A 25,771-nucleotide genomic window follows, 5' to 3' on the forward strand; every position below is an offset into this window, starting at 1 on the left:
GTGACGTCCGCCCCTGAACGGCCGTGCTGCACATTCCAGATGGCGTTAACCGCGCACTACCGCGTATCCACATCCTCAAACACCAGGAACGTCTGCGTATCCAGCACGCCCGGCATGGACTGCAATTGATCGAAGATCACTCGCCGAAGGTCCACGTTGTCCACGGCCCGGACCAGCAAGATGACATCAAAGTCGCCGCCTACCAGAGCAATGTGATGCACCTCCGGGATGGCCCGCAGCAGCTCACGCAGTTCTCGCCACGAATGCTGCCTCACCTTTAGGGTCACGTAGGCGGACGATTTGAGCCCCGCTTTAATAGGGTCGACCAGTGCCGTGAACTTGGTCAGCACGCCCTCGCCGGTCAGGCGTGCGATCCGCGTATAGGCGTGCGCCCGGGAGATGTGCACGTTCTCCGCCACCTGGGTGACGGACATCCGCCCGTCCCGGGTCAGCTCCGCGATGATGTTCCGGTCCACGTCATCCAGTGGCACCGCCACCTGGTCCGCCTCGGTCTCTGCCATTTGTCCACAACTCCCGCCGGTAACGCAGCTCACACTTACAAATCGTCTTTCAGACTAGGCCAAAATTTCTTACTTCTCCACGATTTGCGCCGGGACTGGATACGAAAGTTCCTTCAGGGCGATACTTGAAGCGAATAGTGGCTACAGAAGGACGGACCAATGACGATCTCCGCGGACCACACCGCCATCGGGCAGGACGCACCGGAACAGCCGGCCGGGAACCACGTAAGCGAGGGCGCCGCAGCCGAGGCTGTGCGCAAATTCGGCATCACAGTGGAGGACTACATGCTGCCGGCCCGCCACCAGATCCAGATGGTGGATCCGGACGGCACCTTGAACCCCCACACCGAGCAGGGCGCCCAGCCCGGCCACGAATACGCGCTGCCGGCTGACGCCGAACTGCTTGATGCCTATGAGCAGCTTGTCGTCGGCCGCCGCGTGAATGACCAGAATTCCGCCCTCGTCCGCCAGGGCCGCATGGCTGTCTACCCGTCTAGCCACGGCCAGGAGGCCTGCCAGGTGGCGGCCGCCCTCTGCCTCGCCGACGGCGACTGGATCTTCCCCACCTACCGCGACTCCGTGGCCGTGATGGCCCGCGGCGTGGACCCCGTCCAGACCATGACCCTCTTCCGCGGAGACTGGCACAGCGGCTACGACCCCACAAAGCACAAGGTTGGAATCCAGTGCACACCGCTGACCACCCAGTTGCTCCACGCCGTCGGCGTCGCCCACGCCGCCAAACTCCGAGGCGAGGACACGGTTGTCCTGGCCATGTGCGGCGACGGAGCCACCAGTGAAGGCGACTTCCACGAAGCCTTGAACTTCGCGGCCGTCTTCCACCTGCCCGTCGTGTTCTTTGTGCAGAACAACCAGTACGCCATCTCGGTGCCGCTGGCCCACCAGTCCGTGGCGCCGTCGCTCGCGCACAAGGCCGTGGGCTACGGCATGGCCGGCGAACGCGTGGACGGCAACGACGTCGTCGCCCTCCTTGCCGTGCTGGGCCGTGCGGTCAAGCTGGCCCGCGAAGGATCCGGCCCGCTCCTGGTAGAGGCCCACACCTACCGCATGCAGGCGCACACCAATGCAGATGACGCCACACGCTACCGCCAGGACAGCGAAGTGGCCCAGTGGGTGGCCAGGGATCCGCTGAAGCGGATGCAGACCTACCTGACGGACCGCGGACTGCTGGACGACGACGGCGCCGCCCGGATTGCGGAGAAGGCGGAGGCAGTTGCCACGCAGCTCCGCGAAGGATTGGGCGAGGACGTCCCGGTCGACCCGCAGGACCTCTTCCGGTACGTCTTTTCCACCCCCACCCCGCAGCTGAAGGAACAGGCCGCCATGCTCGCCGACGAAATCTCCCGGGACGAGGCCGCAAAATGAGCCCCACCGCCACCACTTCCGCCGAGGTCAACGGCAACGTCAGCGCGGCAACCGCCCGCGCCGCCGCCAAGGCAGCAGCCTCGGCCGAAGCTACCGGCCCGCAGACCATCACGATGGCCAAGGCACTGAACACCGCCATGGCCGACGCCATGCACGCCGACTCCTCTGTTTTGGTCTTCGGCGAGGACGTCGGGATGCTCGGCGGAGTCTTCCGCATCACCGACGGCCTCACCAAGACCTTCGGCGAATCCCGCTGCTTCGACACCCCGCTGGCCGAGTCCGGCATCGTGGGGATGGCCGTGGGGATGGCCATGAACGGCATGCGCCCGGTGATCGAGATGCAGTTCGATGCCTTTGCCTACCCGGCCTTCGAGCAAATCGTCAGCCACGTTGCCAAGATGCACAACAGGACCAAGGGCACGGTCAAACTGCCTATTGTCATCCGCGTCCCTTATGCCGGCGGCATCGGGGGAGTCGAGCACCACTGTGACTCCTCCGAGTCCTACTACGCCCACACTGCCGGCCTGAAGGTCTTCACCCCGGCCACCGTGGCCGACGGCTACCGCATGCTTCGGGAAGCCATCGACTCCGACGACCCGGTGATGTTCATGGAGCCCAAGAAGCTCTACTGGTCCAAGGACCTGGTGGACCTAGAAGCACTCCGCGCCGAGCACGCCGTCAACACCGAGCGGGGAACGTCCTCGGAAGGCCGCGCCGTCGTCGCCCGCCCCGGCACAGATGCCACGCTGATCGCCTACGGGCCGTCCGTGCCCACCGCGCTGGCCGCTGCTGCTGCAGCGGCGGAGGAAGGTCGCTCGCTCGAAGTGATCGACGTCCGCTCAATCGTGCCGTTCGACGACGAAACCGTCTGCGCCTCAGTGCGCAAGACCGGACGTGCCGTGGTGATCGCCGAGGCTCATGGCTTTGCATCGGTGTCCTCGGAGATCGTGGCCCGGGTACAGGAACGCTGCTTCCACTACCTGGCCGCGCCGATCCGCCGCGTCACCGGCTTCGATGTCCCGTACCCGGCGCCGAAGCTCGAGCACTATTACCTGCCCGGCGTGGACCGCATCCTCGACGCCGTTGACGACCTCCAGTGGGAAGACTGATCAGATGAGCGAAACGAAAGTATTCCTGCTGCCGGACCTGGGCGAAGGCCTCACCGAAGCCGAACTCGTGAACTGGCTCGTTGCCGTGGGCGACGAAATCCGAGTAGACCAGCCCATCGCCGAAGTTGAGACAGCGAAGTCCATGGTGGAGGTCCCGTCCCCGTACGCCGGCACCGTCGCCGTGCTCCACGGGGAACCGGGCCAGACGCTCGACGTCGGGAAGCCGCTGATCTCGGTCACATCCATTGGATCCCCGGCGGCTGAGCCTGTCGAGACCACACCTGCCGAAACCGCCGCGGCCGAAACCTACCGTGAAGAGGAAAAAGCCGGCTCCGGCAACGTCCTCATCGGATACGGAACACCAGGAGGACATGGCCTAGCCCGTCGCACGCGGGCACGCAAGTCATCGGCGTCCGTAACATCGGTGATTGAGCCTGTTGAAATCACCAGCGCGGAGAAGTCTGCCGACGATGTCACGCTCCTCCGCACCCGCGTTCCCGGCAAGCTCGGTGCCGTGATTTCGCCTTTGGTCCGCCGGATGGCCCGCGACCACGGAGTTGACCTGAGCGGGCTACAGGGCTCGGGAACCAGCGGACTGATCATGCGCAAGGACGTCGAAGCTGCGATCGCTCCCGCCCCTGCGGTGGCACGTCCGTCGGTGATTGAGCCTGTCGAAACCAGGCGATCCGTCGCTACTTTCGTCGAAACCAGTCGCAGCGAGACCGACTCCCGCACAGGTCTCGGCATCACCGCCCGGACACCTGTCCGAGGCGTTCGCAAAGCTGTTGCCGCCAACATGTCCCGCAGCCGCTTCGAGATTCCCGAGGCAACGGTGTGGGTCGACGTTGACGCCACAGCTCTCTTGGAAATGCGTGCCGCGTTGAAGAAGTCGGACCCGCACAACACCCCCGGCCTGCTGGCTTTCATTGCGCGGTTTGTGACAGCTGGATTGAAGAAATACCCGGAGCTGAACACCCGGCTAGTCACTACCGAGGACGCTGTTGGTGGGGAGAGTCAGGAAATCGTCGCTTTCGACGGTGTCAACCTGGGCTTCGCAGCTCAGACTGACCGCGGACTTATGGTGCCGTCAGTTCGCAACGCCGACAAGATGAGTGCCCGCGAGCTGGATGCCGAAATTCGACGGCTCACCTCCGTGGTGCGCGCAGGAAAGGCGACGCCATCGGAGCTGGGCAGCGGTACCTTCACACTGAACAATTACGGTGTCTTCGGAGTGGACGGCTCAGCCGCGATCATCAATCACCCGGAGGTCGGGATCCTGGGCGTGGGGCGCATTATCGACAAGCCCTGGGTGGTCAACGGGGAACTGGCAGTCCGTAAAGTTACCGAGCTGACGCTCACCTTCGATCACCGGGTTTGCGACGGCGGGACCGCTGGCGGGTTCCTTCGGTACGTGGCGGACGCGATCGAGAGCCCGGGCGGCGTGCTCGCGGATATCTGATGCGAAGGGGCTCGATGGGGAGACAAGAGCGGCGGGATCTCCACTAAAGGTGCCGCGACTTAGCATGTACTGATATTTTTTCACACCTTGCCACTGGCGTGGCTCCGTAGCGTGGGCTAAGTGTCCTTGCCGGATCATCAGCTTCAGATCCAGCCTCCTGGGAGCCTAACTTCGACTCCTTACAGCAGATGCAGAATCACTTGACGGCTAGTGCCCGCCCAATTTCAGCCCAGTTTGTGCCGTCGTACGCGAACGTGACTGAGTCCAGCGATAATGCCGCTACGGAGGCAGTGGGAGCAACGCCGCCTGCAAACTTGACGCCAGCCGGCCACGCATACGTGTGCCCACCGAGGGCGTCTTGGCACCAGACAATAGTGAGGCGCTGCCCTACTGACGCGTTGATAATGGTCGACGCCGTGGCGTTGGCACCCAGAGCAATGGACTGGATGTTGCCGACCGCCGCATCAATGATTACTGCACCTTCGGCGGCAAGCGTTTGAGACATCCTGCTGTCGACGTAAGCGCGCCTCCAGACATGCGTGCCCATGTTTCGCGCGATCTGCCATATCGTGTGAAGCGCCCCACCCGCATCGGTTCGGGTAGTGAGCTCAACGTTTGATCCGGCGTTCGAGCCCGACTCGGGATCGCTCGTTATAGCAAGCTCGGCGCGGGACACTCCAGCCGTTTGGCCCTGCCCAAGGACTCGACGGGAACCTGCTGCACCGTTCACGCCTAACCCGACCACCGTGCCGGCCGCCGCGTTTGATCCGGCTACAGTGCCCGCTACGTGGCGGATTAGGGTGTTGAAGTTTATGGAGCCGGAGAATTCCCGGTAGAGGCTCGAATCGCTGGGGACGGTTCGCCGAGAGTTGACCCCGCGCAGGTTCGTCCAGACTGCGTCTACGGTTCCGGTCAGGAAGATGGGGTAGTTGAGCAATGGCTTTGTTCGCGTGTCCACGACGGCGATGTTGTGGGCAGAGAAGCGAGTGATCTTGCTGGTGCTGCCCGCCTTCGCGGCGATCCCGAAGTTTTCGGATGAACTCGTGTCTACAATCATCGCTCCTGTGTAGTCGTTTAAGGAACCGGGGTTGATAATCATTCCGTCGCGCACAGTGACATCCTGCGCTCCGGATACGATGACGCCACCCTTCGCACAATCGATCAGCACGAAGTTGCTGATCTCAATATTTGTTGCAAGGGCCACCTGATTCGCCAAGTCGTTCGAGGGGGAGCCGCCGATGCGGATACCTATCCCGGAGCTCGCGTCTCCGAAGTCTCCTGAGGGCGTGCCACGTAGCATTCCTTTTACATAAATCCCGGTTACTTTCCCATCTTTAGGAGCATCGTCTAGGTAGACCCCGCCCAGTCCGCAGTTGATGGCGGTGATGTTCGAGACGTTGAAGTTGGAGGGGCCATAGTCGGTGGAGTTTTGGTTGACAAGAAATCCGCCTATCCAGATCCCGTAGGCGGCGCAGTTTTCGGCATGTAGGTTGGACGCTATAACCCTTTGGTTTCCTCGGCTGATTGAGAAGCCATTGTCGGAACCGTTAGTTGTGACTAGGTTGTGTGCGATGACCCTTTCGCAGAATATCCAGCCAGGATCCATGGTGTTGTGGAAGCGCGAGTTGGTTACTGATGCATCACCGCGCACACCCGAAAGCAGGAGTGGCAGTGTATTGGTGTGGGCTACTCGCACGTTCTCGATGCGGATGTCCGTGATGGCGTACAGGCTGGTGTCGCTACCACCAGTTGACTGCGGAGTGAGGTCGCCCCTGAACGTGAACGCCTGAGAGACGCCGGCACCACCTGCCTTGGTGCGGGACCGTCGAGGGACACCATTCGTATCATCAACGATTGTGCCCTGCACCGTGAAGTTTCGGAAGGTGAGACCGCCGCAACCGCCGGCGGATCCAGTGGCTGTGAATGCGGAGCCCAGCGCGACGTTGATGTCAGCCAGCGTCCCGGGGACTGTGATGACTGTCTGGTCTCGACCGAGCCCTTCGACGCAGACTCTGTACACGCCAGCCATGTTTATCTGCTTGCGAATCGTGTACGCCTTGCGCGTCAACTTCACCAGCGGGATCGTGTTGGCGCTGGCGTAGGTGATGGCCGCTTGGATGCAGACGTCGTCGGATGCGTCGGCGCCGGAGAGATTTCGGAAGTCTTCCACATCGACAAAGCTGCGCTTCGAATAAGTAGCCGAGAGGTCTGGAAGCTGGGCAGGCGGGATCTTCGAATTGGCATCTAGGGCTGCCACACCCGACGGGGCGCCCTTCTCTGCCATGGGAACGTATTTGTCCCCTGGAGCAGCCGGGGCGGCCTGGGCAGTACTGGCACCAAGCGTTGCCAACGCGGAAGCACTGGTGAAAGCAGATATCACGGTTCCGAATTTCAGCAACCCGCGGCGCTTCACACTGATGTCGTTTTGGAATACCGACGGATCCTCTTGCCCAATCTCCCTAGTCATGCCTAGACGCTATTTGCTTGGAGTTTCATAAAACACCGTGGAGATTACGTGATTATTTTGCAGTGATTACTCGGTTGAAGCATCGTGTTACTCAGTCTAACTAGAGTGACCAGTGTGACGAATGCTCATTTACGCAAGACCAGGTCGGTGAAGCACTAGCTCGCAGGGCTGTTAAACTTTCCGGTCGACACCAGTCGGACTCTGGAGGGCGCTAGGGCAGCCGTCGAACGCCGGCTACGTGTGCCGCGCGTCATGGGATGGCGAGGCGAACTAAACTATGAATGAAACTGTCCACGCGTGTCGATTATGATGGGGAACTGCACTCACAACACCGGGGGTCATACGTGCAGGAAACACAGGATCGCGATGACAGCCGCATGAAGGCGTCGAGAGTCTCAAATCCAGGGCATGCTGGCGTAGGACTAATCTTCACCATTCGTGGGGTCCTCTTGACCCCGATGCAGGTCTTCGTTCTTGCAGGAGTTCTCGTTAGGGCGCCGGGGTTTAGAAGGGCCACGGGTCAGTGAGCGCCGATTCGCTCGACACCATGTTGGTCATTACCGCTATTGGCGCTTCGGTTGTACTGGCTCTGATCTTTCTCGTTGGGATGAAAAGACCAAGACAAAGGCGCCGTCAAGTCCTGGCACCTGAGGCAAGTGCAAATAGTGGTGTGCGTTGGATTATCATATTCGCTTGGGCAGCCTCTACACTGCCGAGCCTGATTCAGAACCTGACAACAACACGACGAGCCAATGCCGTTGTGGACGTTGCAGCGTCAACTGGTCTTTCAACTATGGCTGCTTATCTGACAGCCGCCCTTCTGATTGCGCTTTGCCTCTGGCAACTGCTCACGGCCAAAGTTGCGACCGATACTCTGGGCTTGCTCGGCGTCGGTCTACTACTGGCGCCATGGATGATCGCTATGCTCTCCAGTGCTGAGAGCGGCAGTAACATCCCTTTCAACGCCTTGGCGTTACCGGCAGTTGCCTTCGCACTTTGGCGATTGAACGCAAAGCTCCAAGACCTCACTGCCGTCGCCTGGTTGACCGGGTGCACGGCGGCAATTGCCCTGGTTATGGGATTGCTCGCTCCTACTAGAGGTCTTCTTCATGGATCATCGGGGTACGTGTCCACTGCAGACAAAGCGATAATCGGAGACACACTTCTCGCGGGTCCGTTCAATCACTCCAACCAGTTGGGCGTTATTCTCGCACTCGGGCTGCCAGCCATCTTGCTGCTTCATCGTCGTTCTGACCGGTTCTGGATATTCGCCGTGACCGTACTTGCGCTGGCGTGGTCTGCCTCACGCGGTTCACTGCTGGCAGTGGGCGTCTTCTTAGTCGCTTGCTGGTGGGTTACAAGGTTCAAGAATGCGTCCCCCCGGAGGTTTTGGTCATTCGTTGTTGTTGTCCCCTCGCTGGCTGCGGTTGCCTATGTGCCGCTCGTCACGGACGATCTCAGCGCGTTTTCTGACCGAGGGCAGATATGGGCTGCCAGCATGGCCGCATGGGCAGAGTCTCCAAGTTCTGGCAATGGGTATGCTTGGTACTCGGAAATCGCCAAAGTAGCCAACGATCTGACGGCCGTGGCCTTCAACGGGCATAACCTTTTTGTCCACGCGCTCGCAACCGGCGGCGTCCTTCTGCTGGTGGCCCTAGTTCTGCTCTGTTGGAGGCTGGTGTCCGTATCCATCGCCGAGGCCGGAGTGGGCAATATATTTCCATTGGCCTACACAGTGTGTTTCGGAGTACTCGCGATACTCGAAGTCCCCACGCGATTCAGGGACGTAGATCCGCAGTCGTGGGTTGCGGTCCTTCCAGTGGTGATCATTGCCATGTGGAAGCGCGTGGCTCCGCCAGAAAGCACGCGGCGAGGTGGAGCTGCACTGCTCGAGGAGAATGAGCATGTCGAAGAAGCCAAGTCGACAGAACTCGAACACTGACTCTGGTCTTGTCGGCTAGCGCCTCAGCAGCAGCACAGTATGCCCTGGGGGCGATAGGGGAAATAGGGCCCCAGACTATGAAGGCACGGCGGAATGCTGCGTGCATTCGACACTGACAACAAAAAAAGCGCCGTTGCCGCCGTCACACGATCCATAGAACGTGACGTGGTTCGTCATGACGCCACACGGCTCGCAGTGGGTCTTTTGCTGTTTAGTGGCCATAGCGAGATTATAAACAGGGTTAGGTTTCCGGTGGGTTACTACTGAGGAGCAAACTGCTGGCACGGCATCATCGCCCTTTCTCGTCCCGACAAGCCGCAGCTTCCGGGCAATGACCGTGGCTGGACTGATTGCGGCAGCCGCACTCCAGCCGTCTCTCTCGGACGGCCAGACGAACTTTAGCCAGCAGACCGCCGGTACCGGGCCCCCAGCAACGCATACTATTCTCCGGCCACGCCGGCAGAGCGTCAGTCTGCACGAAGGCGGCGCCTCCTAGGACAGCAGGGCAGTGTCCGGCGATTGCCGGCCCCTATTGCTCCACCGCGCCGCATGCCTTTCATCAGGCTTCCACCAGCAAGGCGTGGGTAGAATCGAGGCCTAAGATCGCCGGAACGCATGAATACGGAGAACAGAATGTCGCGATGGATGGAGGTCGGCCAGGGCAACCATGTGCTGACCACCGAAGGTTCGAAGCTCAATACCGGACTCATAGTCGGCGCCGAACGCGCCATGGTGATCGACACCGGCGGCGGACCCCGGCAGGGCCGCGAAATCCTGACCGCTGTGCGCGAAAAGACCCAGCTGCCGCTGGTGGTGGTGAACACCCACGCCCACTACGACCACTTCTTTGGCAACGCGATCTTCAATGACGAGGGCGTCACCGAGTTCTACGCCCATGAGAACTGTGCCCGTGAGATCGAGGACAACGGTGACCGGCAGCGCCGCATGGTCGCCGCGCTGGAACCGGAAATGGCAGCCGGTGAAGGCGCCGACGCCGAGCTGGTAGTCCCCAACGCCATCGTGAAGGACCGGCCCGTTCTGGTGGATCTCGGCGGCCAGACGGTCACGCTATTCTACCTGGGCAGGGGCCACACCGACGGCGACCTGTTGGTGGGCACGTCCACCACGCTGTACGCCGGCGACCTCGTGGAGCAGGGCTCGCACCCGTCCTTCGAGGACGCCTTCCCGGAGGAATGGGCCGACGCCCTGCGGCACATCTCCGCGCTGCGGCACCGTTACGAATTCCTCATCCCGGGCCACGGCGAACCCTGCAGCGACCAGTTCGTGAAGACCATGGCCAACACTATGGGCACCGCCGTCCGCCAGGCCCTGCAGTCCATCCGCGACACCCCCAGCGACGCCACCAAGGCCATCCCGGTGCTGCCCTACGGGCCGGAGCAGTCCCGCTGGTTCATCAAGCGGCTGCAAGAGACACAGGCGCACCACTAGAGGTAGACCGAATGGCGGCTTAGAAGGCCGATGTCAGTTGGGTGCTTGCCCTTTGAAAGTTGAAGTCGTCAACCGTGGCTGGGCTCCTGCGTCATCCGTGCAGGCGCCCGAATACACCAACGTGTTACACAAGTGACAGAGCGCAACGAGTGTGAGCAGTGATACATTCTGCTAGTGACTACTGGGGAACTTGAAGGAGATAGTTGCATGTTTGAAGGTGTCCCCGACGAGGACGCGTGGCGGAATTGCACCACGCTTGAAGGCGCTTGCGAACTGACCGCCCGCTGGCTTGAGGGTTCCCTCAGCTACGTGCCCGGTTATGCCGCGCCGCAGTACGCCGGCGAGAACGGCCCCATGAGCGAGGCCCTGGCCGCCATCAACCGGCTCGGCTTCCTCACGGACGACTCACAGCCCGGGGCGGAGATGTCCAGCGGCCACGGACAGCGCGCCTTTGTGACCGGCCGCTGCACCGAACAGTCGGCAGCCGTCATCTCGGCAGTGCTGGTGGAAACGGACCTGGTGGTGCTGGTGTTCCCTCCGGGCGAATCCGGCAACGGGCAGATCTGCGTGACCCTGGACGGAGCCAGGGAGTTCACCTGGCTGGGCAGCTCCGGCGGCCCCTCCTACGCCCACGAGACCTACACTGACTGGACCAACGAGACCCTGGCCAAATCGCTGGCCGAGTGCTGGGAACTGCAGATCTTCGACCCCGTCTGGGGCAGGAACTCCAAACTGGTTCCCCTCCTGCAGAAGGCACTGATCAGCGCGAAGGGCTAAGACCCCTGCAACCGTTGGCAAGGGTGGCGGCGCCCCGGCAGGACCGCGGCGCCGCCACCCTTCACGGGCGACCTTTTCTAGGAGTCGGCTACTTCGGGCACTTATGGGCAGGATTGTAGGCCGCGAACATGCCGTCCGGGTTGTCCTTCCACACCCATGCGTGCAGCGCAAAGGTCTTCGGGAACGGTCCGTCGTCGAATTTCACGCCGGCCAGCTTCGGCCGCTCCGCCGCCGTGGACAGGTACTCCACCGCCACCAGCTTCATCCGCCCGCGCTCGTTGGGCATGTAGACGAGAATCTCCGGCTTGCGGGCCTGGGTCTTGTCATCGATCAACGATTCCTTGGCGTAGTGGAATCCCATCGCGCCGACGCCGGGCTTCTCGACGCACTTGGTGACTTCCGTGTAGCCGTCCTTCTCTGCATTCTCCAGCCAGCGGTAATCGTATGTGACATCCCGCAGCGTGTTGACCAGCTTGCGCTGCTGCGAATTCTTCTTCCAGTCATCGCTCTTGTCCGAGTCGCCGCCGCGGCCGGACCCGTCATGCGCGACGGCTGTAGCGGGTGCTAACCCCACGGCCAGCACAGCCGCGGCCACCATGGACATCAGTCCTGTTCTGGTGCGATTCCTCATTTTTCTTCCAACCCTCTGAGACCCGAGATTTCATTGTTCGGCAAGGGACGCGAAGCACGGGGCGGGATGCCCCGCCTTCGCCAGGATGCCGGGCCGGCCCGATGGGCACTGCCGGTGTTGGGCCGTCCGGGTGGAAAATATCCATCGATTGGGGCGGCGTTAAAAGTATGCTCCTCGGCCGGGAAGCGGCGCTAGGTGTGGTGCAAATGTTTAAAAGCCGGGGGTTTCGCAGTTATTGAATGAAGGAAATGCCCGCTAACACTTTTGCCGCATCCGCAGAAAAACAAGTACCGGTTTCACCCTTTAACGAGTGGTGAAACCCCGAAAAGACGAGTACAGACCACTCTGTCTAGAGGAGTTACCTGCCCCGTAGCGTAAGTGCATGATTAGAGCCATCAAGGAAGCGTTCCACCGCTTCGTGGCGAGGAACATCGTCGCTGATGATCCGTACCCCGTCCGATCCTGGCTGGACCAGCAGAACATGCCCCCGGAAACCCGGGGCTCTTTCCCGCCGCCGCTGCGGGACGCCAACGGTTTCTCGCACTAAGTCCGGCGTCTTAAACTTCGTGACTTGTTCTTCCCGAAACATTGTGCCGGTACTATCGCCGTCATGGGGAAATATACGAGTGGTCTGACGTCCAGGGACTGGCGGCGAGAAGTGCGGAAGCGGCGTTTCCGCGTGCTGGCCAACGTGGGGCTGGCGGCGCTGGCCGCCGCCACCGCCGTCGTGGTTTGGATGGCGCTGGGGCGCTGAGTCCGGAATCACACGGCCTAAAACCGGCATTGGGTTGACAGGTTTTGTGGCGCGCCTATACTGCGTTGGACAAATTGGGCGCGGCACACGTAGGGTGATGAGCGATCCGACATGGGGGATCCCACCGTTCGTTGCCGGCCGTTGACGCGAAGAGTATTCACCTAGCGTGCCAGCCTCGAGTGCAACGACGCATTCTGGAGGTAATTCCGTGGCCCTGACTGACTATGCCTTTGCGCTGTGCGCCTTGATGGGAACCCTGTTCATTCCGTTCACCGCTTTATACCTGCTGCTCCGCCTCAAGCGCGGCGCCGCAGCGAAGCCCGTTCCCGTAAAGGTCCGCCAGTAGTGCCCTACGTAGACATCAATCCCCACCGCTCCGGCCCCAAATGGCGCGGTTACGTGCTGCTCGGCATCCTCCTGGTGATCACCGCGGGCGTGGTGGCAGCAGCGCTGTTCCGCGTCTAACGTTGGGCTGGCCGCCGCGCGCAGCGCGCGGCGGCGGAACCGACCCTTCTTGGACAGTAAAGGGCCCGCCATTGGGCGGGCAGGGTGCTCAGCCCCTTCACAGCCCAAAGGGCGGGCCCTTGGTTATCGCCTGGCCGGAACCGGTACCACCTGGGCCTGTTGGCAGCCCCGCTTCGGCCGGATGCGATGAATCCACAGTAGAAGCAGACGCGGGGGTGGTGCACGAGTGCTGGCTACCCGTCTTCCCCACGTGGCACTACTTGTATCAATAGCCCCATACGTATCACTCACGAACACCCGCCTCTGGTCCCCGAGTGTGGCGGCAGGTGCGACGTTCCGGGGCTAACCGCCGGAGGTGAACTCCGCACTGGTGACGGACCCAAGGCCCGGGCTGGTGGCGATCAGCGTGTGCACGCCGGCCGGGTTGATGGTCAGGTCGCTGAACGTGGCCACGCCGGCCACCGCGTTCTGTACCAGGGTCCCGCCCAGGTTTCCCTGCTTCACGGTCTTGTCCATGGTCACGGAGGCTACACTCGTGGTCTGCGGGTTGTCGAACTGATCCACCACCAGCACCGTCACCGGCGTAATCCTCTGCCCCTTCGCCGTGTTGGTGGGCTGCTGCCCGAAAACCAGCTTGGCGGCAGCTGCCGCCGTCACGCTGACCTGCGCCGTGGCCTGCCCCAGGCCTGTCGCAGCTCCGGTGATGACGGGCGATCCGGCCTTCGTGTCGCCATAGAAGAACGACGCCGACGCGGCCCCTGCCGGGATGGTCACCTTCGTGAGGGGTGCTCCGCCGGCCGTTGCAGCGAAGACCCTGGTGCCCGCGGAGTTCGACGCGAGGGTGACCTCGGTGCTGCCGGCGGTTACGGGGTTCCCGAACGAGTCCTGGCGCTGCACGGTGAAGGGGCCCACCGTTGCCGTTGCCGACGCGGTGCCCGAGGCAGGGCCGGCGACAACCAGCCGGCTGGCGGCCGCTGCCGTGACGGTGAACGGGGCGCTGACGGCACCGGCAACCCCGGGGCTCGACGCCGTGAGCGTGTAGCCGGAGCCGGCCTTGTTGATGGACAGGCCGCTGAACGTTGCCACGCCCGTCATATCGGTGTCCGCAGTGACTGTGCCGGACAATGTGCCGCCGCCGGGGTTGTTGCCGATGGCCAGGGTGACCCGGGCCGACATCACGGGCAGAAGGTCAACCGTGCGGACGGCCACCTTGACGGCGGGCAGGGTTTGCCCGGCCACAACATTTGCCGGCTGGACCGTGAACGTTGCGCTCTGCATGCTCCACACCAGGACGTTTCCGCTGGCAGCGCTCACTGCGGTCCAGGAACGGTGGACCGCCGTGACCACGTATGAGTGGGTTCCTTCGGGAGCAGAGGAGTCCGTGCAGCTGGTGCCGGTGATGAGCGCGGCCGGGCTGCTCCCGCAGGCGGGCATCGACGTCGCACCGGTGATGCGGGTGACGTAATAACCGGTCGGTACGGTGGGTCCGGCCGATGCGGTCCAGGCCACCGGAACGCTTGAGGTGCTGTTCGCCGGGACCGTCACATTAGTGGGCGGCGCCAGGGTGCCGACTGCCGCCGTCGTACTTCCCGTTCCGGCTGCCGTCCAGTAAGCGGAAGCTGCCGTGGCGCCCATCAGGGCAACCAGAACCATGGCGATTCCGGCCAATGCGCCGCGCCCGAGCAGGCGCTGAAACAGCACCAGCCCCCGCCGAAAGCCGCGGGGGCTTTCGGGGGAGCTGGTGTTGCGCCTGCCGGACATTCGCACCTTCTCGACATTGGCTCAGGGGGTGGGGCCACGTTCACCATTGGGGGATGAACGTGGCGGTATTTAGGAGGACGGTTATGCCGTGAGCTCTTCAGCTGGCGGCGAAGTGCAGGGGCACCGTGGCGCCCTTGCAACCGTCCTGGTTGACGCCGGGGCGATCGATCATCTGCAGCGTGACGGTGCCGGTGATGTAGCCGTTGGCGGGGATCTCGGTGGCGGTGAAGGACGGGCTGCCAACGGCGAAGTCATCCTTTGAGCAGCCGGTGACACTGGTCCAGGCGGCGCCGTTGGTGCCTGCGACAGCAGCGGTGATGTTGGTGAGTTTCTGGACACCGGTGCCGGGGTTGGTGACGGTGAAGGTGAACGTCTGAGCGGAGCCGTTGGGGGAGAGTGCAGGGCCGGCCACGGTGCTGGTGATGGTGAAGTTGGTGGAGGTGCCGGCTGTGGTGGTGGTGTCGCCGACGCCGGCGGCAGTCCAGTAGGCGAAGGCCGCGCCGCCGCCGATGGCCACCAGGGCAGCGGTGGTGATGATGATGCGCTTCTTGCGTCCAGCTACTTTGCTCATTTGAAGTTCCCCTTGAACTTGTGCGGCGTATCCGCAGACCTTCGAGGCCTGTCCGGCTCCGATAGAAAAAGTCTCGGGGAGCAAAATCAAGTAGCAGTTAAGGAAAGCTCAAGAATAACTCAACTTTATTTCTGCACCTTCTGTCACTTCTGTAACAAGCTTTCCGGGGCTGCAAGCCGGTCTGCTTCCTGCTGCGCCTGGGCGGCGTTGCCCTCCTGGCCAACGCGTTGGTACACCCGGGCCAGCACCTGCCACGGAACGGGCGACGACGGTGACTGCCCGGCGGCCGTCCGCAGATCCGCAATGCTCTGCTCCGGCTGGCCCAGCCCGAACCACGCAATGCCGCGCTGCACGTACAGCCCGGAAATGTACGGAGCGCGGCTGATGATGCCGTCCAGTTGCAGCTTGGCCTCCGGAATGTCCCCGCTGTTGAGTTGGCCGACGGCCAGCGCCAGCCCGGCTTCGACGGAGTCCGGCGTCCGGGCCAGCGAGACTTTGGCCCACTCCACGGTGCGCGCGGCAGCCTCGGGGTCGCCCTCGGCGGCCGGCCCGGCAAAGGCCTGCGCAGCCAGCAGGGCGGTGTCGCTGTCCCACGGCCGCAGCGCCTGCGCCGCCTGGAACTGGCGCTGCGCCTCGGCAATGTTCCCGTTCCCGGCGGCGCTCACGCCGGCCGCCATCGGCCACTCTGCGGCAGCAGCCGGTACGGCAAATATCAGGCCCCCGACCAGGGCGAGGGCTCCGGCCGCTGTGGCTGCTGTTCTGGCGGCGGGAGTCTGGGGCCAACTGCGGAGTTTCGATTTTTCCGGCTTGCGCGTCTCGGGCCGGGGCGCTGGTGCGACGAGCGTTGACGCCAGGAGGCCTCCGCAGAGGAAGGCAGCCAGCGGCGTGGTGCCGGGGGACGTGAATCCTGTCAGGAGCCCGACGCCGTAACCCACGACGGCGGCCAACGCACCGATGAGGGTGTTCCGGTGGGTCCCGTCGGCGGAGCGGATCCGGACGACGGCCGTCCGGAGGGTGGACACAGCGAGGAACAGGGCTAGGAGCAGCAGCGGAAATCCACCGGCGAGAAGTGCCTGGAGCAACCAGGAGTGCGGCGAATCCGGTGGAAAGTCACCGCCCGTCTGCACCGCCCATTGCTGGGTCTGAAAGCCCGGAAAAGCATCGACGAAGCCGCTTGGGCCTACGCCGAACCATGGTTTTTCCCATGCCATTTCCAGTGTTTGTTGCCACAGAAGCCACCGGCCGGTCACTGTGTCGCCGTAGAAGAGACGGTCCCGTGCACCGGGAATCAGGAACACGAGGAGCGCCAGCCCTGCGAGCGAGCCTCCCACTGCGACCGTTCCCTTCCAGAATGGGCTCTTCGTGGTGCTCTGCTTGCTGGTGCGGCTGGCGGGGAAGACGCCAAGGGCGCAGACGATGGCCACTGCAACCAGACCAAGCAGCGCCGCGCGCGATCCGGAGAGGACCGCGATCAGTACTCCCGCGGCGCACCCTGTCCGCAGCAGCCAGGATGACTTGCCGGGCTGCAGCGACGGAAGAGCCAGGGCGCCAGCGATCATCACGCCCGCCAGACCCTGATCGGACGCGTTTCCCAGCGTTGCGCCCGGCCTCAGATCAGCCGCGCCGCCCAAGGGCCGCAAACCCGCCGACTCCAGGACGCAGATCACGGCCAGGGGAAGTGACACCACAGCCAGGGCACGGTGAAGGACCTGCCACCTAGAGGTGCTTTCCGCACCGCCCAGGACTCTTGCGCCGAGGACCAGCGTGGCGGCGTAGGCCGCGAGGACCACCGCCCCTTCGTAGCGCGGCCACCGGCCAAGGAGTGCCGCGGCAGGGCTGGGGGAGAGCAACGCGGCTATCAAAAGGACAACCGAGCCCGCGCCCAGGAGAACTACGGTGGACCGCGGCAGCCGTCCGCCCGCAGCCTCCCGGTTGTATCGTCCGGCCAGGAGCCCTGCGCCCAACGCAATAAGCACAACCACCACCTTTGCCCAGGCAAATCGGAACAGGCCGCCGGGCAGGAATGCGAGCAAGGAACCCACCATGACACAAATGGAAAGCGCGGGCGCCCAAGTGAACGTCCGCACGCCGACAGGATTTTTCACTAATCTCCAAGTCAAACAATGGGCAACGCTCATCATTATTGCGCTTTCAGGAGTGCCTTTCTGCCGCCTGGAAAGGAAATGGTCTGCGGCAATCGCATTTGTTACCGTCTTGAGGATAAAACGACTGGAAAATTGATTACGTGGCTATATAGTGCGATCACCTGTGACTAACAGGGTTCACTTGCGGGGGCAGTGTTCGTCGCATGATTTATGGGGGAATCATCTTAATGCGCTTGCGCACGCACATTTTCAGGCGGATTACCGCCACTATTGCAGCCGTTCTGGCTGCAACATTGCTCATCGGAAACGTCCCGGCACTTGCCGCGGACACCAACACGGCCACCATCAGCGGCACAGTGACCGCACCGGCCGGGGTGGACCTGACGTCCATGTATGTCAACGCGCAACCGACGGATCCGCAATCCTCTGGGTGGGGATGGGCCTACGTAGCCTCCGACGGCAGCTACCGGTTGGAGGGTCTGGCAGCGGGATCCTACAAACTCGCATTTTCCGGAGACAACAGCGGGGCCGAAACGCAGTGGTACAACAACGCTGCGACCCAGGAAACCGCCACGGCAGTGACCGTGGCAGACGGTCAGAACCTGACCGGCATTAACGTCACGCTAGTCAAGGGCGCCAGCGTTAGCGGAAAGATCACCGTGCCTGCCGGCGTGGACATGTCCAACATGCAGGTCTCGGCGACCGCTGCCGATACAGAGTACGGCCCGACCTGGTACAGGTCAGTGGCCGCAGACGGCACGTACCGGCTCGCCGGACTGGCCGCGGGTTCCTACAAGCTCAAGTTCTCCGGCTACAACAGCGGGGCGATTAGCCAGTGGTACAACAACGCCGGGACTTTCGCCGCCGCTGAAACTTTGGTTTTGGCAAAAGGCCAGGACCTCACCGGTATCAACGCGACCCTGGTCAAGGGCTCCAGCATTAGCGGGAAAGTGACCGCGCCTGCCGGGACGAACATGGCTAACATGCGCGTATCCGCGTACACGGCGGATGAACAGTACAACGACTCTGGCAGCGTCCAGGTGGCCGAGGACGGAACTTACCTGCTGGCGGGGTTGGCCGCAGGTTCCTACAAGCTGAAGTTCGACGGCTACCAGAGCGGGGCGCTCGCGCAGTGGTACAACAATGCGGCATCCTTTAGTACCGCGAACGCCATCAATGTCACAGCCGGGCAGGACCTGACGGGGATCAACGCCACCCTGGTCAAGGGTGCAACCATCAGCGGTAAGGTGACCGCCTCCGCCGGCGTAGATCTGGCGTCCGTGCAGATCAGCGTGACATCGGCAGATCCCCAGAGCAGCTTCTTCGGCTCGTACTCGGGTGTGGCTGCCGATGGAACATACAGGGTTGTCGGCCTGCCCGCCGGGTCCTACAAAGTGGAGTTCGGCGGCTACAACAGCGGTGCGCTGCCTCAGTGGTACAACAATGCCGACTCGCTTGGTGCCGCCACCCCTGTGACCGTAACGGCGGGCCAGGACCTCACCGGCATTGACGCCACCCTGGTGAAGGGCGCGTCCATCAGCGGCAAGATCACCGTGCCCGCAGGGATGGATGCCAGCCGCACCTACGTCGGTGTCTACAACGCGGATTCCCAAATGGGGGGCACAGGTGCGCAGGTTGCGTCCGACGGCAGCTACAAAGTGGCCGGCCTGAAGGCAGGGTCCTACAAAGTCCAGTTCTCCGGCGGAAGCACCGGCGCTTTGTCCCAGTGGTACAACAACGCAACGACCTTCGCAGCCGCGAACGCCGTTGACGTGGCAGCTGAACAGGACGTAACCGGCATCAACGCCACCCTGGTCAAGGGCGCCACCATCAGCGGAACCGTCAGCGCCCCGGCCGGAGTGACACTGACCGGAGTCTTCGTCACGGCCTACACAGGCGACAATATTGCAAGCTACATCGGGAACTCCCAGGTCGGAGCCGACGGCAAGTACAAACTGACCGCGTTGCCTGCAGGGTCTTACAAACTGCAGTTCTCCGGGGGCACCAGCGGCGCCTTGTCCCAGTGGTACAACAACGCCGCCTCGATGGAGACCGCTTCGGCCGTGTCTGTCACCACGGGTCAGGATGCGGGCAATATCAACGCCACGCTGGTGAAGGGTGCATCCATCCGCGGAAAGATCACCCTGCCGGCCGGAGTTGATGCCGCCCAGCTTAGTGTCACGGCCAACAACGCTGCCTCTGAGAACGAATACGTGGCATCATCCCCTGTGGCCGCGGACGGAACCTACCGCCTCCTCGGGTTGCCGGCAGGGTCCTACAAGATTCAGTTCTCCGGCTATAACAGCGGAGCGCTTGGCCAGTGGTACGACAACGCGGCGACTTTCGCAACAGCCAAAGCCGTTGCTGTAACAGCAGGCCAGGACGTCGCAGATATCAACGCCACCCTGGCGAAGGGTGCCACCATCAGCGGAAAAATCACGACCCCCGCCGGCATCAGCGCCTCGAATACAGGCGTGGTGGCCTACACCTCCGGGTCAGTCCTCACTCCCGTGGCGAACACCTGGGTAGGGGCCGACGGCTCATTCAAGCTGGTGGGCCTCGCCGCCGGATCCTACAAACTCCAGTTCACCGGCAACAGCAGCGGTGCCCTGACCCAGTGGTACAACAACGCGGCAACGCCGGACTCGGCCAATCCCGTGGCCGTCACGGCAGGCCAGGACGTCACCGGCATCACCGCTTCGCTGGCCAAGGGCGCCACGATCAGCGGCAAGATCACTACGCCTGCAGGGATCAACCTGAACAACGTCAGCGTCAACGCCGACAGTGCAGACGGTAAATCCATCTACATGGCAAATTCCTGGGTGGCCGCCGATGGCAGCTACCGCCTCATCGGGCTCCCTGCGGGATCCTACAAAGTGAGGTTCGCAGGCAACAGCAGCGGTGCCGTGGACCAGTGGTACAACAACGCAGCGACGGCGAGTACCGCCAACGCGCTGACGCTGACCGCGGCCCAGGATCTGACCGGCATCAACGCCACGCTGGTCAAGGGCGCCACAATCAGCGGCAAGGTGGCCGGACTTTCTGCCGGGGAGCAGAACCCGGTGACCGTCCTTGACGGCACCGGCGCCCCGGTCAAGGAAGGCTACGCCGACAGTACCGGTGCCTATAGCGTCACCGGCCTGGCAGCAGGAAGCTACAAGGTGGCCTTCAACCGCTCCAGCGGCTTCTCCCTGGCCGAGGCCCAGTTCTTCCAGAACAAGGCCGAGTCCGCCGGTGTGGGTGCGGCAAGCACCGTCGCAGTCACCGCAGGTCAGACCACCACAGGTAAGGACGGAAGCCTGGTCAAGGGAGGCAGCATCAGCGGCACCGTTACGGACAAGCTGAAGGCAACCCTGCCTAACGCGATGGTCCAGGCCTATACAAAGGACGGTTCGCTGGTCACCCGCATGGGGTCCACCGATGCGCAGGGCAAGTTCAGCGTCACCGGCCTGACCACCGGGAAGTACCTGCTGGTTGTCACTCCGCCGTTCAGCAAGGCCGATCTGGGCAAGCTTTACTCCGGCAGCGTCACCACCGAAACCGCAGCACTTCAGGTGAGTGCGACGGTTGGAACTGACAAGCCTGCGGGTGAACTGACCTACGGGACAGCAACCCCGGCGCCGGTCACGGATCCGAAGGCGAGCATCGCGCTGGATCCGGCCAAACCGGCGGAGGCAGCAGTCTCACTGAACAACGCGGCGTCGACCGTTTCCGTTGACTACCACGTGATCGTCAACGGGGACCTGACCCGTCCGAAGGTGACCGTTGCAGCCGGACAGAAGTCCGACGTCGCGCTGACCGGGCTTGCCGCCAAGAGCACCATTCAGGTGCGGATCTACGGTGACGGCAAGGGCACGGGAACCAGCCTGGCCTCGGCAACCACACCGGACGCCCCCGTGACGCCGGTTACTGATCCGAAGGCAACCATCACGCTGGATCCGGCCAAGCCGGCGGAGGCAGCAGTCTCACTGAACAACGCGGCGTCGACCGTTTCTGTTGACTACCACGTGATCGTCAACGGGGACCTGACCCGTCCGAAGGTGACGGTTGCGGCGGGACAGAAGTCCGACGTCGCGCTGACCGGGCTTGCCGCCAAGAGCACCATTCAGGTGCGGATCTACGGTGACGGCAAGGGCACGGGAACCAGCCTGGCCTCGGCGACCACACCGGACGCCCCGGTTGCTCCCGCGCCGTCCTTCACGGACGTGTCAACGGGCAACCAGTTCTACAAGGAGATCACCTGGCTGGCGTCCAACGGCATCAGCACCGGCTGGACTGCCGGGGACGGCACCAAGACCTTCGGTCCGGTGCTGCCCGTGAACAGGGATGCCATGGCCGCCTTCATGTACCGCTTCCGCGGCAAGCCGGCCTTCACACCGCCGGCGGTGACCCCGTTCAAGGACGTGTCAACGGGCAACCAGTTCTACAAGGAGATCACCTGGCTGGCATCCACCGGCATCACCACCGGCTGGACGGAACCGGACGGGACGAGGACGTACGGCCCCGTCCAGGCAGTGAACCGGGACGCCATGGCTGCGTTCATGTACCGCCTGGCAGGCAAGCCGGCCTTCACGCCTCCTGCGGTGTCCCCGTTCACGGACGTGGCCACGAACAACCAGTTCTACAAGGAGATCACCTGGTTGGCATCCACCGGCATCACCACCGGCTGGACGGCCGGGGACGGATCCAGGAGCTATGCTCCGGTCCAGGCGGTGAACCGGGACGCCATGGCAGCGTTTATGTACAGGTACAACGCCAAGTTCGGAACTAGCTAGCGGTTCGAAAGAGCCGGCCGCGGGTGCAGTTCACGCACTCACGGCCGGCTCTTTCCACGCCAGGCTCAGTTACCGCATCAGGCTTTTGCGCGTCAGCTAGGCTTCGGCGCGGGACGGCGCGTGCTGTGCCTCGGCGAGGTGCGCGATGTGCTGTTCCAGGTGCCGGCGCAGGTCCTGCTCCGCCTCAACCTCGGGCCGGGGGAGTCCGCGCACCAGCTCCTCGGCAGTCCGCAGCACGGACCGGCCCCGTGTGGTCAGCCGGACGCTCCTGATTCTGCCATCGCCCGCACCGCGCTCCTTGGTCAGGAGCCCCAGGTCCTTCAGCCGGTCCAGGATCTTGCCCAGGCTCTGGGCCGTGATGCCGAGCTCATCGGCCAGGCAGTTCTGGGTGGCCGGGCCCAGCTCCTCCACGCAATCCAGCGCATCGAAAGACGACTTGGTCAGGCCCAGACCAACCAGCCGACGGTTGATCCTTCGCTCGTCCAGGCGGGCCGCCGTCGACAATAGGCGGTGGGTGGACCATCCTGCCGGTCTGTTCTGGGCCAAAGCCATGTGCTTGTTGCCTGCCTTCCGGGAGACCGCGGCTGGGGGCACGGTGGTGGGTTTGCGTGTAAAACCTCACTCCAATAGTAAGCATGATTACTATTGGACCGTAAACACTCTGGCAATTCGGGTGTTTCGCCGTCCCGGGTCGAGAAAACCCAGAAAGGAAGCCATGCTTCTGCTTTTCGGCCTCAAGACCGTCCTGCGGGCACTGCCCGGGCGGCATTCACTGTGCCGTTACTGCGGCCAATACGTGGAGCAGCACCTCGAGGAGCGGGCATCGAAGTTCACCGTCTTCTTCATCCCGATTTTCACCATGTCCCGCGCGTACCGCATCACCTGCTCCAACTGCGGGCAGCGTTCGTCGCTTTCAAAGCAGGGCATGAAGGCCCTGGCCCGGTAGTTGCCGTCGTATGCTGGCAGGATGGCTCGCACGGCAAGAGAACGCATAGACGGTGACCCGATTTCGTCCGGCGTTTACAGGGCGCTACTGGACAAGATTTCTGCGCTGGGCGAGTTCGAGCTGCAGGAGAACGCGTCGTCGTTCCACGTGGCCCACGGACGGGCCTTTCTGGGTATCCATCCCCGTCGAGGCGGGATTCTGGTCAACATCGTTCTGACCAGGCAACTCGAATCGGATCGGATTCACCGAGCCGAGCGTGTGTCGGCCAACCGGTGGCACAACGAACTGATTCTTAAGGACCCTGCAGAGATCGATGCCGAACTCCTCACGTGGATCAGCGAAGGATATTCCGAAACCGTCTGAGCAGGCTGATCCGATGCTGGCGAAGTGCCGGCCGCGGAAGGCGCGAAAAAGGCCGGTTCCCGGGTCAGCCCCCAAGGCTGACCGCGAACCGGCCTCTCGTCGTCGTGCGTCTACGCGCTTGGGTCTGCTAGACCAGAACCGGTCGGGTGGCCAGGATGTAGTCTGCGGCAGCGGCTCCGGTCATACGCAGGCGGCTGTCCGAAGACCTGATCCTGCGGCTCTTCATTTCAGACCAGAATTCCCCGGCGGTTGCCGGGGCGAACTGATTGAGCATGCACCAGCTGGTGTAGAGCCCGTAGAGCTGGTCTTTCCTGAGCGATGCGTCGCCCTCCTGGTCCGGTGTGGTGGCTTCGCTGAGAAAACGGTCGATTTTTGAAACGCCCATGATTGGCTCTTTCCGTACTGTGCGTCAAGTGCCGCCATTCGGCTACAGCAGCTACACCTCAGATACCTGCACAAGGCCTGTGGCGGTCCACGCCCTGAAATAGCGGCAGTGATGAGGAACATCCGGACGTTTTCAAAATGATCCCGCCGAACGCCTCTACACCGTAGACTCTAGGCGTAGACTACGGGTTAAGCAAGAGTGAACAGCCGGATGCGCCCGCTCCAACGGCCATCCCCGACGTAAGGACCCCGCCATGTCAGCCCCGCAGGACACAGATTCCAGAAGACGGCTGAACCGCGAGGTGGTCCTCCAAACCGCCCTCCAATTGGTGGACTCCGAAGGACTTGAGGCGCTGAGCATGCGCCGGCTGGGGCAGGCGCTGGACCGGGACCCCATGGGCCTCTACCGCTACGCGGCCAACCGCGCGGACCTCCTGGACGGGATCACGGAACTGGTCCTCAACGAGCTGGCCATCTTCCCGACGGACCCCGACTGGCAGGCGCAGCTGCGCAGGATTGCGCACGACCTCCGGCTCCTGGCCCTGAGGCATCCCAACGTGGTGCCGCTCCTGGTCACGCGTCCGCTGTCCACCCCGCTGGGCCTCCGTCCGCTGGGGACGCTCCGGCCCCTCGAACAGATCCTGGGGTTGCTGATCGAGGCCGGCTTTGCGCCCAACGATGCCCTGCACGTTTACCGCGCCTACTACGGCTTCCTCTACGGCCACATCCTGAACGAACTTCAGGAATTCATCGTGGACCCGGAAGAAAACGTGGCGCTGCTGAGGCTGGGCCTTCACCGGCTCCCGGCCAGGGACTTCCCCCACCTGCGCGAACTGGCCCCCGTCCTGGCCGACTACGACGGCGAGGCAGAGTTGGATGAAGGAATCAGCATCCTGCTCTCCGGGCTCGCCGAAAGGCTGACCGGCGGGGCGGCGCTGGCTCGCTGACGTTCGTCAGCACGGGCGGGCCCCGCCCGCGCCGCCCCCGCCCATCCGGGCGGCCGGCAATCAGCCGCCGGGCCGACGTCGTGCGTTACTTCTGCGGTTCGTTCTCCGTTAGGGATCGAAGTGCGTCTTGACGTCGCCGCCCACCAAGTTGGCGAGCATCTCCTCGGCCACCACGCGCAGTTTCTGGTTGCGGTGGCTGGACACCTTGGTGAGGATGGCCATTGCCTCAGCCTGGCTGCAGCGGTTCTGGCCCATAATCACACCGCACGCCAGGTCGATGGACGTGCGGCTCTCCAGGGCGGCGGCGAGATCATCCACCAACGACTGCGCGGTGCCCAGGCGGACCGCCAACCGGACGGCACCCCCTGCGATGTCCGCAAAATCCGCGGCCTCCTGGATGACGGCTGGGGTAAAAACACCTGATTCGAACGCGAAGAAGTTCAGCGCCGCCGCGGCATCCTCGCCGAGCTCCAGCGGAACTCCCAGGGTGGCACGGCAACCCTCCGCCTTAAGTGCCTCCTGGTACGTGGGCCAGCGCGGATCCGTGTCCATGTTGGCGAGCAGCACCGGCGCCTTCACCCGGAGCGCCTCGATGCACGGGCCGTCCCCGATGCGCTGCTCGATCTCATCCAGGAGGACCGCCTTCGGACTGCTCCCGGACACGGTGAAGGTCCGGCGCCGCCGCTTCAGGGTGACACCGCATTCGACCTTGCTCGACGTTTCACGGCTCAGCGCTGCGGCGGCCATAACGGACAGGCGGCCCAGGAACTCGGCGACATTATCAGTGCCGATGATGAGGTCCTGAAGTTCCAGGACACGTTCGTGCTCGGGAGAGTTTGCCATAGCTCAATCTATGGTCCGCACCCTGTCCGGGCAACTGTGAATGGCGTCTCGTTCCCCCGGGACGTGGCCCTATATGGGGGACTTTTGGCCTATTGCGCCTAGAATTGCTCCTTGACCGA

The 25,771-nt window shown here is 63.1% G+C and carries 23 protein-coding genes; 14 read left to right on the forward strand and 9 right to left on the reverse strand.

Annotated elements, in window-relative coordinates; all coding sequences use genetic code 11:
- Window positions 1–56 precede the first annotated feature (56 nt).
- Window positions 57–521: an Lrp/AsnC family transcriptional regulator gene (locus tag BS38_RS0114830; RefSeq protein ID WP_028271531.1), complete on the reverse strand. Its 465-nt coding sequence runs from the start codon at window positions 519–521 to the stop codon at window positions 57–59.
- Window positions 522–680: 159 nt separating this feature from the next.
- On the opposite strand from BS38_RS0114830, the gene pdhA reads away from it, so the two are divergent.
- The 3 genes from pdhA to BS38_RS0114845 are packed head-to-tail and all read left to right on the forward strand — an operon-like array spanning window position 681 to window position 4,472.
- Window positions 681–1,904, forward strand: coding sequence for a pyruvate dehydrogenase (acetyl-transferring) E1 component subunit alpha (gene pdhA, locus BS38_RS0114835; protein ID WP_028271532.1), 1,224 nt, complete (start codon window positions 681–683; stop codon window positions 1,902–1,904).
- The gene (locus tag BS38_RS0114840) at window positions 1,901–3,013 is read left to right on the forward strand and encodes an alpha-ketoacid dehydrogenase subunit beta (RefSeq protein ID WP_028271533.1); all 1,113 of its coding nucleotides are present in this window, start codon (window positions 1,901–1,903) and stop codon (window positions 3,011–3,013) included. The genes pdhA and BS38_RS0114840 overlap by 4 nt, the downstream gene beginning before the upstream one ends.
- A gap of 4 nt (window positions 3,014–3,017) precedes the next feature.
- Window positions 3,018–4,472: a dihydrolipoamide acetyltransferase family protein gene (locus BS38_RS0114845; RefSeq protein ID WP_028271534.1), complete on the forward strand. Its 1,455-nt coding sequence runs from the start codon at window positions 3,018–3,020 to the stop codon at window positions 4,470–4,472.
- Window positions 4,473–4,668: 196 nt separating this feature from the next.
- Here BS38_RS0114845 and BS38_RS0114850 read toward each other — a convergent pair whose 3' ends face one another.
- Window positions 4,669–6,939 carry a hypothetical protein gene (locus BS38_RS0114850; protein WP_028271535.1) on the reverse strand — a complete coding sequence of 757 codons (2,271 nt, stop codon included), beginning with the start codon at window positions 6,937–6,939 and terminating at the stop codon, window positions 4,669–4,671.
- Between the two features lie 793 nt (window positions 6,940–7,732).
- Here BS38_RS0114850 and BS38_RS0114855 point away from each other — a divergent pair.
- The 3 genes from BS38_RS0114855 to BS38_RS0114865 all read left to right on the forward strand — a co-directional run bounded on the left by BS38_RS0114855 (window position 7,733) and on the right by BS38_RS0114865 (window position 11,107).
- On the forward strand, window positions 7,733–8,881 hold the full coding sequence (locus BS38_RS0114855; protein WP_028271536.1) for an O-antigen ligase family protein: 1,149 nt from the start codon (window positions 7,733–7,735) through the stop codon (window positions 8,879–8,881).
- 633 nt (window positions 8,882–9,514) lie between these two features.
- A complete protein-coding gene (locus tag BS38_RS0114860; protein WP_028271537.1) occupies window positions 9,515–10,330 on the forward strand; it encodes an MBL fold metallo-hydrolase in 816 nt (271 codons plus the stop codon).
- Window positions 10,331–10,537: 207 nt separating this feature from the next.
- Complete coding sequence (locus BS38_RS0114865; protein WP_028271538.1) at window positions 10,538–11,107, forward strand: DUF6919 domain-containing protein; 570 nt, start codon at window positions 10,538–10,540, stop codon at window positions 11,105–11,107.
- A gap of 88 nt (window positions 11,108–11,195) precedes the next feature.
- Here BS38_RS0114865 and BS38_RS0114870 read toward each other — a convergent pair whose 3' ends face one another.
- The gene (locus BS38_RS0114870; protein ID WP_028271539.1) at window positions 11,196–11,738 is read right to left on the reverse strand and encodes a hypothetical protein; all 543 of its coding nucleotides are present in this window, start codon (window positions 11,736–11,738) and stop codon (window positions 11,196–11,198) included.
- A gap of 382 nt (window positions 11,739–12,120) precedes the next feature.
- Here BS38_RS0114870 and BS38_RS27120 point away from each other — a divergent pair, with 382 nt between their 5' ends.
- The 3 genes from BS38_RS27120 to BS38_RS27130 all read left to right on the forward strand — a co-directional run bounded on the left by BS38_RS27120 (window position 12,121) and on the right by BS38_RS27130 (window position 12,838).
- On the forward strand, window positions 12,121–12,285 hold the full coding sequence (locus BS38_RS27120) for a hypothetical protein (RefSeq protein WP_156037134.1): 165 nt from the start codon (window positions 12,121–12,123) through the stop codon (window positions 12,283–12,285).
- Window positions 12,286–12,348: 63 nt separating this feature from the next.
- Window positions 12,349–12,492 (forward strand): hypothetical protein, encoded by a 144-nt coding sequence (locus tag BS38_RS27125; protein WP_156037135.1) that lies wholly within the window; start codon window positions 12,349–12,351, stop codon window positions 12,490–12,492.
- A 208-nt stretch (window positions 12,493–12,700) separates the two neighbouring features.
- Window positions 12,701–12,838 (forward strand): hypothetical protein, encoded by a 138-nt coding sequence (locus BS38_RS27130; protein WP_156037136.1) that lies wholly within the window; start codon window positions 12,701–12,703, stop codon window positions 12,836–12,838.
- A 461-nt stretch (window positions 12,839–13,299) separates the two neighbouring features.
- On the opposite strand, the gene BS38_RS0114895 is transcribed toward BS38_RS27130, so the two are convergent.
- The 3 genes from BS38_RS0114895 to BS38_RS0114905 all read right to left on the reverse strand — a co-directional run bounded on the left by BS38_RS0114895 (window position 13,300) and on the right by BS38_RS0114905 (window position 17,331).
- The gene (locus BS38_RS0114895) at window positions 13,300–14,718 is read right to left on the reverse strand and encodes a hypothetical protein (protein ID WP_231511262.1); all 1,419 of its coding nucleotides are present in this window, start codon (window positions 14,716–14,718) and stop codon (window positions 13,300–13,302) included.
- Window positions 14,719–14,815: 97 nt separating this feature from the next.
- Window positions 14,816–15,289, reverse strand: a complete 474-nt coding sequence (locus BS38_RS0114900) for a hypothetical protein (protein WP_028271541.1) — start codon at window positions 15,287–15,289, stop codon at window positions 14,816–14,818.
- A 143-nt stretch (window positions 15,290–15,432) separates the two neighbouring features.
- Window positions 15,433–17,331: an O-antigen ligase family protein gene (locus BS38_RS0114905; RefSeq protein ID WP_231511268.1), complete on the reverse strand. Its 1,899-nt coding sequence runs from the start codon at window positions 17,329–17,331 to the stop codon at window positions 15,433–15,435.
- Window position 17,332: 1 nt separating this feature from the next.
- Between BS38_RS0114905 and BS38_RS27410 the strand changes: the two genes are divergently transcribed.
- The gene (locus tag BS38_RS27410) at window positions 17,333–17,530 is read left to right on the forward strand and encodes a hypothetical protein (protein WP_197024961.1); all 198 of its coding nucleotides are present in this window, start codon (window positions 17,333–17,335) and stop codon (window positions 17,528–17,530) included.
- Between the two features lie 97 nt (window positions 17,531–17,627).
- On the forward strand, window positions 17,628–22,169 hold the full coding sequence (locus BS38_RS26475; protein WP_197024956.1) for a carboxypeptidase regulatory-like domain-containing protein: 4,542 nt from the start codon (window positions 17,628–17,630) through the stop codon (window positions 22,167–22,169).
- A gap of 96 nt (window positions 22,170–22,265) precedes the next feature.
- Here BS38_RS26475 and BS38_RS25265 read toward each other — a convergent pair whose 3' ends face one another.
- Window positions 22,266–22,715, reverse strand: coding sequence for a MarR family winged helix-turn-helix transcriptional regulator (locus BS38_RS25265; RefSeq protein ID WP_197024957.1), 450 nt, complete (start codon window positions 22,713–22,715; stop codon window positions 22,266–22,268).
- A gap of 169 nt (window positions 22,716–22,884) precedes the next feature.
- Here BS38_RS25265 and BS38_RS0114920 point away from each other — a divergent pair, with 169 nt between their 5' ends.
- Both BS38_RS0114920 and BS38_RS0114925 read left to right on the forward strand, forming a co-directional pair.
- Window positions 22,885–23,115: a zinc-ribbon domain-containing protein gene (locus BS38_RS0114920; protein WP_028271543.1), complete on the forward strand. Its 231-nt coding sequence runs from the start codon at window positions 22,885–22,887 to the stop codon at window positions 23,113–23,115.
- Between the two features lie 21 nt (window positions 23,116–23,136).
- The gene (locus BS38_RS0114925) at window positions 23,137–23,478 is read left to right on the forward strand and encodes a DUF5655 domain-containing protein (RefSeq protein WP_156037138.1); all 342 of its coding nucleotides are present in this window, start codon (window positions 23,137–23,139) and stop codon (window positions 23,476–23,478) included.
- 127 nt (window positions 23,479–23,605) lie between these two features.
- Here BS38_RS0114925 and BS38_RS0114930 read toward each other — a convergent pair whose 3' ends face one another.
- On the reverse strand, window positions 23,606–23,863 hold the full coding sequence (locus BS38_RS0114930) for a hypothetical protein (RefSeq protein WP_028271545.1): 258 nt from the start codon (window positions 23,861–23,863) through the stop codon (window positions 23,606–23,608).
- Between the two features lie 253 nt (window positions 23,864–24,116).
- On the opposite strand from BS38_RS0114930, the gene BS38_RS0114935 reads away from it, so the two are divergent.
- On the forward strand, window positions 24,117–24,809 hold the full coding sequence (locus BS38_RS0114935) for a TetR/AcrR family transcriptional regulator C-terminal domain-containing protein (RefSeq protein ID WP_028271546.1): 693 nt from the start codon (window positions 24,117–24,119) through the stop codon (window positions 24,807–24,809).
- A 108-nt stretch (window positions 24,810–24,917) separates the two neighbouring features.
- Here the strand turns inward: BS38_RS0114935 and BS38_RS0114940 are convergent, their stop codons facing one another.
- Window positions 24,918–25,652, reverse strand: a complete 735-nt coding sequence (locus BS38_RS0114940; protein ID WP_028271547.1) for a GAF and ANTAR domain-containing protein — start codon at window positions 25,650–25,652, stop codon at window positions 24,918–24,920.
- Window positions 25,653–25,771: the final 119 nt, after the last annotated feature.

Origin of the sequence: Arthrobacter sp. UNC362MFTsu5.1 (assembly GCF_000685965.1) — a bacterium.
In the GTDB taxonomy this organism is placed as follows: Bacteria; Actinomycetota; Actinomycetes; order Actinomycetales; family Micrococcaceae; genus Arthrobacter.